The sequence below is a fragment of the Allobosea sp. 10N428 genome, assembly GCF_056394545.1.
The window spans coordinates 438,447-452,706 of sequence record NZ_JBFTIC010000002.1 but is presented as its reverse complement, the minus strand read 5'-3'; the positions used below and the strand labels follow the sequence as shown (position 1 = coordinate 452,706).

The 14,260-nt window shown below is 64.9% G+C and carries 10 protein-coding genes and 2 pseudogenes; 2 read left to right on the top strand and 10 right to left on the bottom strand.

Annotated features, from left to right (window positions below; genetic code table 11):
- Positions 1-57: 57 nt before the first annotated feature.
- The 7 genes and pseudogenes from AC1DDA_RS08545 to AC1DDA_RS08515 all read right to left on the bottom strand — a co-directional run bounded on the left by AC1DDA_RS08545 (position 58) and on the right by AC1DDA_RS08515 (position 7,902).
- On the bottom strand, positions 58-1,125 hold the full coding sequence (locus tag AC1DDA_RS08545; RefSeq protein WP_476795433.1) for a LacI family DNA-binding transcriptional regulator: 1,068 nt from the start codon (positions 1,123-1,125) through the stop codon (positions 58-60).
- Positions 1,126-1,555: 430 nt separating this feature from the next.
- The gene (locus AC1DDA_RS08540) at positions 1,556-2,425 is read right to left on the bottom strand and encodes a hypothetical protein (RefSeq protein WP_476795432.1); all 870 of its coding nucleotides are present in this window, start codon (positions 2,423-2,425) and stop codon (positions 1,556-1,558) included.
- A gap of 9 nt (positions 2,426-2,434) precedes the next feature.
- The gene (locus tag AC1DDA_RS08535; RefSeq protein WP_476795431.1) at positions 2,435-2,638 is read right to left on the bottom strand and encodes a hypothetical protein; all 204 of its coding nucleotides are present in this window, start codon (positions 2,636-2,638) and stop codon (positions 2,435-2,437) included.
- Positions 2,639-2,736: 98 nt separating this feature from the next.
- Positions 2,737-4,629 (bottom strand): annotated as a pseudogene (locus AC1DDA_RS08530) (response regulator); the annotation flags it as partial.
- 186 nt (positions 4,630-4,815) lie between these two features.
- A pseudogene (locus AC1DDA_RS08525) lies at positions 4,816-5,079 on the bottom strand (PAS domain-containing protein); the annotation flags it as partial.
- A gap of 151 nt (positions 5,080-5,230) precedes the next feature.
- The gene (locus AC1DDA_RS08520) at positions 5,231-6,673 is read right to left on the bottom strand and encodes a UdgX family uracil-DNA binding protein (RefSeq protein ID WP_476795430.1); all 1,443 of its coding nucleotides are present in this window, start codon (positions 6,671-6,673) and stop codon (positions 5,231-5,233) included.
- The gene (locus AC1DDA_RS08515) at positions 6,670-7,902 is read right to left on the bottom strand and encodes a putative DNA modification/repair radical SAM protein (protein ID WP_476795429.1); all 1,233 of its coding nucleotides are present in this window, start codon (positions 7,900-7,902) and stop codon (positions 6,670-6,672) included. Before AC1DDA_RS08515 ends, AC1DDA_RS08520 begins: the two co-directional genes overlap by 4 nt.
- 182 nt (positions 7,903-8,084) lie before the next feature.
- Between AC1DDA_RS08515 and AC1DDA_RS08510 the strand changes: the two genes are divergently transcribed.
- Together AC1DDA_RS08510 and AC1DDA_RS08505 are read left to right on the top strand one after the other, a co-directional pair.
- The gene (locus AC1DDA_RS08510) at positions 8,085-8,630 is read left to right on the top strand and encodes a biliverdin-producing heme oxygenase (RefSeq protein WP_476795428.1); all 546 of its coding nucleotides are present in this window, start codon (positions 8,085-8,087) and stop codon (positions 8,628-8,630) included.
- Complete coding sequence (locus AC1DDA_RS08505) at positions 8,627-11,161, top strand: HWE histidine kinase domain-containing protein (protein WP_476795427.1); 2,535 nt, start codon at positions 8,627-8,629, stop codon at positions 11,159-11,161. Before AC1DDA_RS08510 ends, AC1DDA_RS08505 begins: the two co-directional genes overlap by 4 nt.
- 21 nt (positions 11,162-11,182) lie before the next feature.
- On the opposite strand, the gene AC1DDA_RS08500 is transcribed toward AC1DDA_RS08505, so the two are convergent.
- Genes AC1DDA_RS08500 through AC1DDA_RS08490 form a run of 3 tightly spaced genes read right to left on the bottom strand, consistent with a single transcriptional unit; the run spans position 11,183 to position 14,209 of the window.
- Positions 11,183-12,250 carry a histidine kinase dimerization/phosphoacceptor domain -containing protein gene (locus AC1DDA_RS08500; protein WP_476795426.1) on the bottom strand — a complete coding sequence of 356 codons (1,068 nt, stop codon included), beginning with the start codon at positions 12,248-12,250 and terminating at the stop codon, positions 11,183-11,185.
- 22 nt (positions 12,251-12,272) lie between these two features.
- On the bottom strand, positions 12,273-12,686 hold the full coding sequence (locus tag AC1DDA_RS08495; protein ID WP_441513506.1) for a response regulator: 414 nt from the start codon (positions 12,684-12,686) through the stop codon (positions 12,273-12,275).
- A gap of 26 nt (positions 12,687-12,712) precedes the next feature.
- Positions 12,713-14,209 carry a sensor histidine kinase gene (locus AC1DDA_RS08490; protein WP_476795425.1) on the bottom strand — a complete coding sequence of 499 codons (1,497 nt, stop codon included), beginning with the start codon at positions 14,207-14,209 and terminating at the stop codon, positions 12,713-12,715.
- Positions 14,210-14,260 lie beyond the last annotated feature (51 nt).

Genomic DNA, 14,260 nt, shown 5'->3' with positions numbered 1-14,260 from the left:
CGCTCCGGGCTCTGTCGGCCCGGTGGCTCGGACGGGGGCGTCCGCAGTGGATGTCGGTCAGTGCACCAGCTTTGGGGAGGCGGTCGGTCTCTCCGTGTCCGGAAGTGGATCGGGAGCGCCGGCGTGGCCGCCAGCCGCCGCGAGGGCGGTGAGATCGCGCACGGAGTCGCGGATTTGCAGGCTGGCTTGCAACACCGAATGCCCGGGGGGCGCCAGGTCTCCGGACATGCGTGCACGCAGGCGCCGCCAGGCGACTGCGGCGATCTCGTCAATCGGCTGGCGGATCGCGGTGAGGCCGGTCTTGCGCGCGCTCATCCAGGGATAGTCGTCGAAGCCGACGACCGAGACCGGATCGGGAATGTCGACCCGCAGCCGCGCCAGCGCCGAAAGCGTGCTCAACGTGGTGACGTTGGTGAGTGCGATGACGGCGCTCGGTTGCGCATGCCGTTCGAGCCAGTGCAGGAAAGCCGTGGCGCCGCGGTCGGCGTTCGAGCCGAGTTCGACGACCGTCGGCTCTCGGCCAAGCACGCTCCCGATCAGGTCGCAGGCGCCGCGGACACGCTCGCGGATCGGCGAGATGCCGAGGCTGGAGGCGGCGACGAGAATATCGCGATGTCCCTTTGCGAGGAGATGCCGCGCCGCGATCTCGCCCGCCTCGCGGTTGTCGATCGCCACGGTATCGACGACCGATCCCTCTGGCTGTACGCGGTCGGCGAAAACGATCGGCAGCCGGCCGACTTCGCTGCGCAGCACTTCCGGAACCGCATCGGAGCAGGGGACTGCGATCAGTCCCGAGGGGCGCCAGGCCAGCAAGGTGCGCAGCCGCGATTGCTCCAGCCCGAGATCGTCGCGGGAGCTCGCGACAAGAATGTCGTAGCCGTCTTTCTGCGCGAGAATTTCAAGCTGCGAGACCAGCGAAGTGAAGAAGACGTCGTCGAGATCGGGCACGAGCACGCCGACCACGCGGGCCTGGCCCGAGCGCAATTGCGATGCTGCCCGGTCGACCTGATAGGCGAGTTCTTCCGCGGCTTTCAGCACGCGCTCGCGCAGATCGGCATTCACCGGCTTGTTGCCGCTAAAGACGTTCGAGACGGTCGCGATGGACACGCCAGCGCGGGCTGCCACCTCCCGGATCGTTACGCGTCCACCTTGCATTCTCGCCCCGTTAAACGTTTTACAGTAAAACGTTTAACGGGTTCGAGGCTCGACTGCAAGAGCGTTTCTGCTGCGGTCGGCGGGATCGCGGTCAGATGCGATGCCGACTTATGATGTGCGCCTGGTCCAGGATTGTTGCCACGATCCTGATGGGACGCGCACGAGGCTCTGTTTCGCTCGGGGTCCGGAGGGCGTGTTTAGGTGGTGAGCGGGACAGGCTGACGCCAGGGTCGGTACTCACCCGCCGTGACGCGTGCGATTTGGATCAAGCTGGTTGGAGGCTCGATCGTCGCATATCGCTGGGTGCCGCTGGACCAGCGCCGCCGCGCGATCCAATCGTCTCGGTGACACGAAAAAGTGCCCGGCCCACCGAAGTGGAGCCGGGCCGTGCTGCGATCAATCAGGGCGTCGGTTCGACACGCAGGTTCTGGTCCCGATGTTCGCCGCCGAGCGTCGCCGCCCAGGCCGCGGCGGCCGCTCCCACCAACAGAGCAGCCGCAGTCAGGAACGCGGTCAGAACCGCGATCTTTCGCGCGTGCTCCGCCACCTGCTTGGCCGTTTCCTTGGCCTGCGAGAGCCGGGTATAGGCATCGTCGATGCGCTTTTGCGCCTCCTGTTCGCTGATGCCCGACCGCGCGGCCAGCCGCGATGCCAGATAGTCCCGGTCGCTCGGCTCGATCTTGCCGTTCTTGAGCGCGTTGACGAATATCCGGGAGGCTTCGTCGCGCTCCTGGGCCGTCGGCTGCTGCTGACCGTTGGCGCGCATGACGTTGTCGAGCGCCATCGCGAGCGGATCGACATTCTGGGACACCAGCGATCCCACGCCCGAGCTTGCGCTGGCGATGCCACTGGCGGCCGTCTTGGCGGCGCCGAACAGCGAGGAGGTCGCGACGAAGGTGATCAGGAGCGCGCCCGTCGCCCAGACGAGCAGGCCATGGGTGGCGTCGCGCACCTTGCGCTCGTCGTCGTTGGCGTCGAAGCTCGGCTGGCGCATGCGGCCGGCGAGATAGCCGCCGGCCATTGTCGCCGAAGCCATGACCCAGAGTGCCCAGAGTGCTGCTGCGACCGCCAGAGCGGTGGCACTGGAGCTCTTCTCGAAATCGGCGGAGACCATCGAAAGGCCGATCGCCGAGCCGAAGACCGTCATGATGGTCGAGATGGCAGTCGCGATCACCGCGCCGCCGATGATCGGCCCCCACTGCACATAGGAGCGGTTCTCCTTGTTGACGGTCACGGGGGCGACGACGACGTCCGTTCCAGACATGGACATGGCGAATTCCTATCGAAGACCGAGGAACGACAGGATGGCCATGATGACCACCACGAGACCGACGAGATAAATAATGCCATCCATGAACCCCTCCTGCAGGCGAGCGAAAGTGAGGGCGAAACGGTTGGCGCTGCGGATAGGTTCCGGAAGAACGCGCTTTGGAAGGATTGTCGGGTGGTCGACGAGCCGTGGCGCATCGCGATGCATCGCCATCGACGACAGGGCCCTTGCCCGAGACTCGCCACCTCTCGACCTTCAGGCCCAAGAATTTGCATATGCGATTTGATCGCTGCGCCGATCACGGCGCAGATCTATGTGCCCCGCGCCCGTGCGATCGCATTGATGATTGCTGATGGACTGTAGGGCTTGGACACGACCACTTCGCCATTGGCGCCCACCTCCGAGATGTCGCCTGTCGCAAACACCACGCAGAGCGAGCTGATCTGCTCTCTCGCCTCTCGAGCGAGTTCGACGCCCGACGCGCCGGGCAGCTTCACATCGGTGACGAGCACATCGACCGGACGATCCTGCAGAATGGACAGGGCCTCTTCGGCGCTGCTCGCCTCCAGAATCGAGAAGCCAGCATCCTCAAGGATGTCGGAGGTGTTCATGCGGATCAGCGCGTCGTCCTCGACGATCAGGACGCTCGCAGGTTTCGGTGCGGCAGGTTCTGCTCCGCCGCCCTCACGTGGCGCCTGATCCGTCTTTTGTGGAGTACGTGCCTTCTGGCTCGACAGCACCAGGCGGATCTTTCGCGCCAATGCTTCCCGCGTATACGGCTTGGACAGGAGCTCCACGCCCGCATCCAGACGGCCGCCATGAACGATGGAGTTCTCCGTGTAGCCCGACGTGAACAGCACGGCGAGATGCGGAAGGCGTTCGCGCGCGAGCCTGGCGAGCTCGGGGCTCTTCAATTGTCCGGGCATCACCACATCGGTGAACAGCAGATCGATGGGGACGCCGCTTTCGATGACGTGAAGCGCGCTTGTCGCGTCGCTGGCCCGCAAAACGCGATAGCCGAGATCGGTCAGCAGCTCGATCACCGTGCCGCGAACCTGCTCGTCATCCTCGACCACCAGAACCGTCTCGGTGCCCCCGGCAATCGGGCTGTTGTCGACGGCCGTTTCGACGGCCTCCTTCTGGAACGATCGGGGCAGGTAGAGCCTGACCGTGGTTCCGTGATCGAGTTCCGAATAGATTTTGACGTGGCCGCCAGACTGCTTGACGAAGCCATAGACCATCGAGAGGCCGAGCCCGGTGCCTTTTCCCTCCGGTTTCGTCGAGAAAAACGGGTCGAAGGCTTTCGCCAACACCTCGGGCGACATGCCGGAGCCGGTGTCGCTCACGGCGAGCATGACATACTGACCTGCCGCCACGTCGCGGTGCCTGGCGGCGTAGCTGTCATCGAGATGCGCATTGGCAAGGTCGATCGTCAGCTTCCCCGAACCGTTCATGGCATCGCGGGCGTTGATCGCCAGGTTGAGCAGCGCGTTCTCGACCTGCGTCGGGTCGATCAGGGAATTCCACAGCCCTCCGCCCACGACCGTCTCCACCTCGATGCCCTCGCCGAGGGTGCGGCTGAGCATGTCGTCCATGCCGCGAACGAGACGCCCGAGATTGACGACCTTGGGTTCGAGCGGCTGCCGCCGGCCGAAAGCGAGCAATTGCGAAGCGAGCTTCGAACCGCGGGCAACGCCCGTCATGGCATTGGCGATGCGGCGCTCGGCCTTTTCGTCCCCGGCGACATCCTTGGCCAGGAGCTGCAAGTTGCCCGAAATCACCTGCAGCAGATTGTTGAAGTCATGCGCCACCCCGCCGGTCAGCTGGCCGATCGCTTCCATTTTCTGGCTGTGGCGCAAGGCCTCTTCCGCAGCGATCAGCTTCTGCGTGCGTTCCGCAACGATCTGTTCGAGCGTCTCGTTCAGCTTGGCCAAAGCCAGCTCGGCCTGGCGACGCGCCGTAATATCCTGAAAGAGAACCGCGACCTGTCGTTTGCTGGCCGGCTCGATCCGGATCGCTGCCAGCTCCAGGAAGCGTCCGGTGGCGACGAGCTCCTGCTGAAAGCGAATGGGCGTGCCCGTTCGGAGGACGGCGCCATAGCGCTCCACCCATGCATCGGCTTCAGCTCCGACCATCTCGCGCAGCTTCTGACCGACGACATTCGGAATCCCGGCATGCCGGGCATAGGCGGCATTAGCCTCGATATGAATGTAGTCGCTGTCGGGCCCGTGCGGTCCATCGAAGAACTCGATGATGCAGAAGCCTTCGTCGATCGCGTCGAAAAGGCCCTTGTAGAGGGCAGTGCTCTCGGACAGAAGGCGCTCGGCCAGGCTTCGCTCCGTCGTGTCGCTTCCCTGCACGAAAATGCCGGTCACATTGCCCTGCGGACCGACGAGCGGCTGATAGACGAAATCGAGAAAACGCTCCGAAATCGGGCCGCCAGGCCGAGCCTGAATCACGAATCTTGCGCCAGACGCCGTATACGCCTTGCCCGATCGATAAACCGCGTCGAGGATCCGGACGAAGCCTTGCGCGTCCGCTTCGGGAAGCGCTTCGGCGACGGTCTTGCCGATAAGATCGCGACCACCCGCCAATTCCAGATAGCTCGGATTCGCCAGCTGAAAGCGATGGTCCGGCCCCTGCAGCAGCGCCATGAAGGTCGGCGCCTGATCGAACATCTCGGAGAGGAGCGAGGCGATATTGACGTCGCTGGCGGGCAAGGCCGTTTTCCTGAAAGCAGAGTGGTTGATCGGTCGTACGGTATCTGCGAGCCCCGGCAAAGCGCCTCAGCCCGATCGAGATAGTCTAGTGCCGGAGTATCCGTGGCCCGACACGCTCCAGATCGGCAACGAAGCGCGCATACTCACGAGATCGGGCTTCCTCATCCGGCAGGCGGAGAAGAAAGGACGGATGAACGGTCGCCAGCAGCGGCGTGCCGTCTTGAAGCGCGATCTCGCGATCCCGGGCGCTCGCCAGCGAGCCGGCATGCCCCGTTAGCGATCGCAGAGCCGTAGCGCCCAGCGCCACGACGAGCGGGGGCTTTACGAACTGCAATTCGAGATCGAGCCAGAAGCGGCAAGCGCTGATCTCCCCGACATTGGGCTTCTCGTGAATGCGGCGCTTGCCGCGCAGCTGGAATTTGAAGTGCTTCACCGCATTGGTGACGTAGGCGCGGCTGCGCTCAAGGCCAGCCTCGCGCATCGCCCGATCGAACAACTGCCCCGCGGGCCCGACGAACGGACGACCCGCAAGGTCCTCCTGGTCACCCGGCTGCTCTCCGACGAAGAGGACGGGCGCGTCCAGCGGGCCTTCGCCGAAAACCGTCTGCGTGGCGTTGCAATGAAGATCGCAGCGCCTGCATCGTTGCGCCGCCATGGCTGCTTCTTGCCAGGACGTGATGGCCGATTCATCGGGGGAAAGCTCGGGCCGGCGCCGAAGCTGCCTGACATATCGTTCGGGTGGCTGCGTCGGGGCGCGCATGACCATATCCTCTGCTCGCCGGGTTGCGCTCGCAATCAGAGGCACAATCAGTTCGGCCTCAGGTAGGTTCCGCCAGTATTTTGCAGGCATTTCGTTTTTCATCGCCTTCGGCTTGAGGCGGGCCGGGTTGAAGATATTGGCGTAGTAGGTGAGCCAGTAGGTCTCCATGGCATCGCCGTCCGGAGCATCGGCTTTGCAGGCGGCTGCGCCGAGTTGCAGGACCGTGCCATCCCAATGCAGCGATCCCTGCGGCGTCATGATCGACCAGATCATCGTGCCGAAGCGCGCCGTGAAGAATGCCGCCGCCCGTTCGAGGATGAAGTGCTCCGGCTCGAACCAGGCGATGAAGGGTCCGTTCTCGCCCGCACCCGATACGGCGCGGAAGCGCACGAAGGCCGTCATCTTGTGCAGGTCACGACGAACCGAACGGGCCATCGCGTCGGCGCGCGCGACATCGGGATCGACACTGTCTTCCAGCAGGCGCGGCTCTCGCTGCAGGCATAACAGCAGGCGGTGAAGCAGGGCGAAACGCCCGGCATCCCGGTGGCAGATGACACTCTCGGCAAGCTCAATGAAGCGGCGGGGTACGGTAAGCGCGGCAGATTCGGCATCGGCCGGCGGGATGCGCTCCGTCGCGAACAAGTCGGCACCGTCTTCACCCGTCAGCCAAGCGACGGCCTCCGGCCGGATGCCGGCAAGCGCCAGCCGGCGCGCCTCGCGGCGCCATCCCGCAAAGTCGGCAGGCCCGTTCAGCCGGGCCGCGATCACGGGAACAGCGTCAGCTGCCGCGGCGGCGGCATCAACCGGGCGCGCAGATTGGGAGCTTCGAGCGCGCTGCTTGGTTGCCAGCCCTCCGCCAGGATGAAATGCCGGACCGTCGCGAGCGAACGCGTCAGCCGCGCGACATCCTCCAGCCGCAGTCGGCGGAAACGGCGCGAGGCCAGGATGCGATCGACACTGCGCGCGCCGAGCCCCGGCACGCGCAGCAAGGTTTCGCGGCCGGCCCGGTTCACATCGACGGGGAAGCGGCCGCGTTCGCGCAGCGCCCAGGCAAGCTTCGGGTCGATATCGAGATCGAGCATCTCGCTGCGCCCGAGGATTTCTTCGGTCTCGAAGCCATAGAATCGCGTCAGCCAATCGGCCTGATAGAGCCGGTGCTCCCGCATCAGGGGCGGCGGCTGGAGCGGCAATTGGCGCGAGGCGTCCGGGATCGGGCTGAAGGCCGAATAATAGACGCGCTTCAGGCCGAAGCTGCCATAGAGCCAGGCGCTGCGCTTCAGGATGGCGGCGTCGCTCGCGCCGTCGGCGCCGACGATCATCTGCGTGCTTTGCCCGGCAGGCGAGAAGGCCGGGGCCTTCGTACCCTTGTCGCGCTCCTCGCGGGCTTCGTCGATCTTCAGCTTAAGGCTGCCCATCGCACTCTTGATCTCGGCCGCGCGCTTTTCGGGGGCGAAGCGCGTCAAAGCCGCCTCGCTCGGCAATTCGACATTGATCGACACCCGGTCGGCGAAAAGCCCGGCGCGCTCGATCAGATCGCGGCTCGCGCCGGGGATCAGCTTGAGATGGATATAGCCGCGGAACGCATGGCGCCGGCGCAGCGTTTCGGCAACGCGGATCAGTTCCGCCATCGTGTAATCGGCCGAGCGGATGATGCCCGAGGACAGAAAGAGACCTTCGATATAATTGCGGCGGTAGAAATTCAGGGTCAGCGCGACGACTTCCTCGACCGAAAAGCGGGCGCGGCGGACATTGCTCGACGAACGGTTGATGCAGAAGACGCAGTCGAAGCTGCAGAAATTCGTCAGCAGGATCTTGAGCAGCGAGATGCAGCGGCCGTCGGGCGCGTAGGAGTGGCAGATGCCGGAACCCGTGGTCGAGCCCAGGCCCTTCCCGTCACGCGAATCCCGTTTGGTGGTGCTGCTCGATGCGCAGGATGCGTCATATTTCGCGGCGTCGCTGAGGATTTCGAGCTTCTCCAGAACCGAGAGCTGCGCCATCGTCTTTCCTTTTGTTCCCTATATGTTCTTAGCGTGCCCCGAATCTGGATTCAAGCCAACCTGGCGGATGAGCGTATCGCTGGATCGGGGCAGCCAAACAAATCAGCATTGAAGGCAGCGCCGCATCCGCGGATTTTGCATTATGGCGGTATCGATACGGTACGATTCTGGATGCTCGCGGAATGATTGAGATCAGACGTTTCCTACGCGACGAGACCAACGAGCTTCATCGTGAACTCGACGCCATCGTCGGAGGATTCTCGAACCGCGCCGAATACGCCCGCTTCCTGCAAGGCACGTTTTGCCATCGCGCGCCGGTCGAGGCCGCATTGCTAGGCTGCACCGCGCAGCCTTCCTCCCGGTGGCCCCGCACGCTCCTGCCCGAGCTGAAGGCGGACCTCGCCGGCCTGTCCATCCCCTTGCCGACGACCGAACCTTTCCATCTGTCAAATGACATGGCTGCGTTCCTGGGGGCTGCCTATGTTCTCGAAGGCTCGGCTCTGGGGGCTCGCGTGCTCGTGAAGGGAGTGGAGGGCCTCGGGTTCGGACCTGAATTTGGCGCACGCTATCTCTCGGCCCAGGCCGCCTCGCTCGATAGCTGGCGCGAACTTTTGGCGGCGCTCGAGGGGCTCGACCGGCAGGGATGGGGTGCTGCAGCGCAATCGGCCAGAGCCGTCTTCCTGCACGCCATCCAGGCCTTCAGATCGGAAGAACTCTCTCCCGCATGACGACCGTTGACCTGACGAACTGCGATCGCGAGCCGATCCATATTCCCGGTAGCGTGCAGCCTCATGGCTGCATGATCGTTTGCGATGCCGAGGTGGTGACGATCAGGCGCCATTCGACCAATGCGAGCGCCTTCCTCGGCCTCAGGGAGTTCGAGCTCGTCGGGCGCAAGCTCGAAGAAATCCTCGGTGGGCCGGTCGTGCACGAGATGCGCAATGCGCTCGCCCGCTCCGGGGTGCCGTCGCGGGCTGGGCTGATGCCGCGCTATCGCCTGGCCGCGCTGGATCGCGAACTGGACATCTCGATCCATTCCTTCAAAGGCAACGCCATCATCGAGTTCGAGGCGAGCGTCCCGGCCGGGCCGAGCTCGCCGCTCGAATTCGCGCGGACATTGGTCGGGCGGCTCTCCGATGTCACGAACCCGGCCCAGCTCATCAAGAATGCGGCGCGTCTGCTCAGGGCCGTGCTCCAGTACGACCGGGTGATGATCTATCAGTTCGCGCACGATGGTTCCGGCAAGGTCGTCAGCGAGGCGAAGCGACCGGACCTGGAGAGCTTCCTCGGCCAGCATTTCCCAGCGAGCGACATCCCGCAGCAGGCCCGGCAGCTCTATATCCTCAATCCCATCCGCGTCGTTTCGGATTCGAGCGGCGAACGCTTCCCGATCACTCCGGTGCTCGATGCGGCCGGGGAACCGCTCGACCTCTCCTATGCCCATCTGCGCAGCGTCTCGCCGATCCATTGCGAGTACCTGCGGAACATGGGCGTCTCGGCCTCGATGTCGGTGTCGATCATCGTCGACGGCGCGCTCTGGGGACTGATCGCCTGTCACCATTATCGCCCGCGCTCGCTCTCGATGAACCGCCGGATAGCGGCGGAGATCTTCGGCGAGTTCTTCGCGCTCCAGCTCGGTGCGCTCACACAGAAGCAGATGCTGCTCGCAGCTGAACGGGCGCGGGATTTTCTCAATGGCCTGCTCTCGTCCGCCGCGCATGTGACCGACGCCTCGGGCTTCCTCGGCCAGCATCTCGCCGAATTCCGCAATCTGGTGGAAAGCGACGGCGTCGGTGTCTGGGTGCAGGGCGAGTGGCGTGCCGAAGGGAGCGCGCCACCGGCCGAATTCGCGGACGAACTCGCAGCCTTCGCCGGCGAGGTCTGCGAAGGGCGCATCTGGGCAACGACGGCGCTGGCCGAGGCGCTGCCCGCCGCGCGCGCCCATGCCGATCGTTTTGCCGGCATTCTCGCCATTCCGCTCTCCCAGATACCGCGCGACTATCTCTTCTTTTTTCGCCGGGAGCTGGTCCATACGATCGAATGGGGCGGCGACCCCAACAAGACCTACACGACCGGCCCCCATGGCGACCGTCTGACGCCGCGGCAGAGCTTCGCGGTCTGGAAGGAGACGGTGGCCGGCCATTCCAAGGTCTGGACGCCGGTCGAGCGCGAGCTGGCCGAATCGGCGCGCCGGACCCTGATCGAAGTCGTATTGCGACAGAGCGAGCTTCTCGCCGACGAGCGGAACAAGGCCGAGATCCGCCAGAAGATGCTCAATCAGGAGCTCAACCACCGGGTCAAGAATATCCTCGCCCTGATCAGGTCGATCGTCGCCCATCCGCTCGCTGAGGGGGCGACGATCGAAGCCTATGTGACCTCGCTGAAGGGGCGCATTGAAGCGCTCGCCATCGCCCATGACCAGGCTATGAGAGCGAGCGGGGGAGGGGTGCTGCTCGATCTCGTCAATGCGGAAGCCTCGCCCTACCGGACAAGCGGCGGCACGATCGCGGTTCGCGGTCCGGCCGCCTCCCTGGACGCTCGCGCCTTCTCGGTCGTCGCTCTCGTGATCCATGAATTGATCACCAACGCCGCGAAGTATGGCGCTCTTTCCGTCAAGACCGGCGAGCTCACCGTCGATTGGTCGGCCAGCGCCGGAGGCGATTGCGAGATCGTCTGGAAGGAGCGCGGTGGGCCGCCGGTCAAGCCGCCGTCGCGTCAGGGCTTCGGCAGCATCCTGATCGATCGCAGCATTCCGTTCGACCTCGGCGGTCGCAGCGATTTGACCTTCGAGCCCGAGGGCATCACGGCCAAGTTCTGCATTCCCGCCAAATTCGTCCGCTGGACCGAGGACACGACCGTACCGGTCGATGCTCCTGCGCCTGTCCGCGGCAAGCCCGGCCGGCCGCTCGAAGGCAAATGCGTGCTGCTGGTCGAGGACCAGTTCATCATCGCGATGGATTGCGAGGACATGCTGGCGAGGCTGGGCGCCAGGCAGGTCGAGGTCTGTGCGAACGTCTCCGAGGCCTTGTCGTTCCTGAGCCGGACGGTGCCGGATCTGGCGATCCTCGACGTCAATCTCGGTTCCGAAACCTCGGAGCCGATCGGCAATCGCCTGCGCGAGCTCGGCGTGCGCTTCCTCTTCGCGACAGGCTATGACGATCTCGCGACCCTCGGGGTCGCCGAAGCGGCGACGCTGCGCAAGCCGTACAATGTCGCCTCGCTCGAGGCCGCGCTCCGCAAGCTTTCGGGAGGCGTCTAGCTTGCGGGCGTTCGGCGCGGCTCAGGCCGCGTCGGAATGCGGAGGCGCCAGCTCGGCCAGCGAGAGGTCCATGACGGCACGGGTGCCACGGCCGCCGGTATCCTCGTAGCGCAGCTCGGTGGCGAGGCTCTTGGCCATCGCGCGGACGATCTTGCTGCCGAGACCGGTTCCCCTGATCGGACCCGTACCGCTCCAGCCCACGCCGTCGTCGACGACCGTGAGCGTGACCTTGTCGCCGTCGCCAGAGAGGCTCACCCGAACCTCGCCGTTGCCGCTCGGATACGCGTATTTCAGTGCGTTGGTGACCAGCTCGGTCGCGATCAGCCCGATCGAGATCGCCTTGTCGGTTTTCGCCAGCACGGGTTCCGCCTCGAAGCGGATCGTCGGCATCTGGCCCGAGCCTGCCAGCGACTGCGCGAATTCCTCCAGCAGGGAGCGGAGATAGCCGGCGAGATCGACGGAGCGGACATCGTCGGAGGTGTAGAGGCTGCGATGGAGGTTGCCGATCGCAGTGATCCGGGCCTGCGTCTCGGCGAGCGCTGCCTTGGCGCCGAGGTCCTCGACCGAGTTGGCCTGCATCCGCACGAGCGAGCCGACCAATGACAGGCTGTTGGCAACGCGGTGATTGACCTCGGCCAGCAGCGTCACCGCCCGGTCGCGCGCCGCCCGGACTTCCTGCTCCGCCTGTTCGCGGGCGCGAGTCAGGCGCGTCTTGACGACGGCATGTTCCAGCGCTGCCCGCAGCAGCACCTCGAAATCATCGCCGACCGTCTTGACGACATAGTCCATGGCGCCGGCCTTGAGCGCGGTCACCGCGATCGACAGCTCCGACGATGCCGTAACGTAGATGATCGCCGGAGAAGCGGCGTCGGTGGAAAGCGCTGCGAGGACATCGAGGCCGGAAGCCGTGCCGAGATCGTGGTCGAGGATGATGACATCGATCCCGCCGGCTTCTGCGCGCGAGAGGCCTGCCTCGGCAGTCTCAACATGCTCGACGACATAGTTGTGGCGCGCGAGCATTCGCTGCACGAGCCGCCCCAGGGTCGCGTCGTCGTCGATATAGAGAACGTTGATCGGCCGGTTCGGCATCAGCGGCGGCCACGCAAGCGGGTCATGGTGTTTCCGGAACCTGGATTACGGAGAAGAACAGCCCGAGCTGGCGGATCGCATGGGCGAAGCCGTCATAGTCGACGGGCTTGGTGATGTAGACGTTGGCGCCAAGGTCGTAGCAGCGCTGGATCTCGCGGCTGTCGTCGGTGGTGGTGAGCACGACGACCGGCGAGCGCCTGGTATGGGCATTCGCCTTCACCTTCTCGAGGATGTCGACGCCGCCCATGTCCGGCAGGTTGAGATCGAGCAGGATGAGCAACTGGCGGCCGGCGCTGACGGCGCCGGAGCCGTCGGCGCCGAACAGGTAGTTCAGCGCATCCGTCCCGTTGGCGAAGGGGATGATCTCGTTGCTGACGCCGGCGCGGCGGATGTTCTTCTCGATGAGGCGGGCATGGCCTTCATCGTCCTCGATCATGATGATCGAGACGGGCGTTCCATTGGTCACGCTTTGGCACTCCGTCTGTAGGCCGCAAGGTCGGGGGGCAGGGTCACGGTAAAGGTCGTGCCCTTTCCAAGTTCTGAGCGCACGGCAATGTCGCCGCCGAGATTGCGCACCATCGTGCGGACATGGGCGAGGCCGATGCCTTCGCCAGCCGTATTTTGCGCGCCGGAGCGGCGAAAGAGCTCAAAGATGCGCTCGTGATCGGTCCCCGCGATGCCGCGTCCATTATCCTCGATTTCGATCTTCACCCAGCCGCGGCGCTCCCGTCGGCTCCGCACGGATATCCGGATCGGGCGATCCGGAGCCCGGTATTTGATGGCATTGTCCAGAAGGTTGCCCATGATCTGATCGAGCGACAGGCGATCGCTGACGAGGCGGGGAACCTGTGAATCGATCTCGATCCCGCCGCCTTCCTCCGCGCTGGCCTGATGGTGGACCGCGGCTGCCGCCGTCTCGATGAGCGCGGTGAGGTCGACGCTCTCGGCCCGCAATTCGCGCCCGCCCTCGCGCGAGATCTTGAGGATCGCGTTGATGAGCCCGTCCATCTTGCGCGTCGATGAGCGGATGAAGCCGATCGCCTCGGCGACATCGATGCTCAGCGCCTCTTGCGCCGCGGCCTTCTGCTCCGGGGAGGCTGCGTTTCCGGCCGTGAGATAGGCATCGATCGGCTTGAACATCGCTTCCAGCTCGCTGGTGAAGCCCATGATGTTCACCAGTGGCGCCCGAAGGTCATGCGTTACGATATAGGCGAAGCGCTGGACCTCCTCGTTCGCCTTGACGAGCGCATCGGTACGTTCGCGCACGCGCTCCTCGAGGCCGGCATTGAGAAGCTCGACTTCCCGGCGCGCGGCGACAAGTTCGCGCGTGTAGCTGATGATCGTCCAGCTCGCCGCGCCAGCCATCGCCAGGATGAGAAGCGCCCCGACGATCGTGGTCCAGCGCAGCCGGGTCGAGGCCGTGACCTGCGCGTCGATCGCCTCCCTGAGTTCCGTTTCCGAAACCGCCAGAATCGCGGCGAGATCGGAGCGCAAATCATCCATCAAACGCTTGCCCGTGCCGCTGCGGACCAGGCTCAGCGCCGTCTCGGTGTCGCCCTTGCGGGTCGCGTCGACCGTGGCGGCAAGTTCCGTCATCTTCTGGTCGAGCTCGTTGTCGACCCGCTGCAGGATCGGGCCGATCTCGGGCAGCCTGGCTGCAGCCCGTTCAAGCCGGGCGCGCTGGTCCGGAAGCCGGGAGAACGCCGTGTTGTAGGGAGCAAGATAGCTCTCGTCGCGCGTCAGCAGGTAGCCGCGCTGACCCGTCTCCGCGTCCTGCACCAGAGACAGCAGATCGGCGGTGGCGCTCCGCACCGCGCGCGCCGCGGTCACCTCGCCGAAATAGCGCTCGCTTGCCGTCGTCAGCCAAAGCGACGTTGCGACGATGACGACCAATACGGCGATGCCGATGGCCAGAAGCAGGGCGTTCGAGCGTTGGAAGAACGCCTGGGAGATAGGCATGCAGAGGACCAGCGGGAGAGGTTCACCTCTCTGCGCCAATCAAAGTGCCAA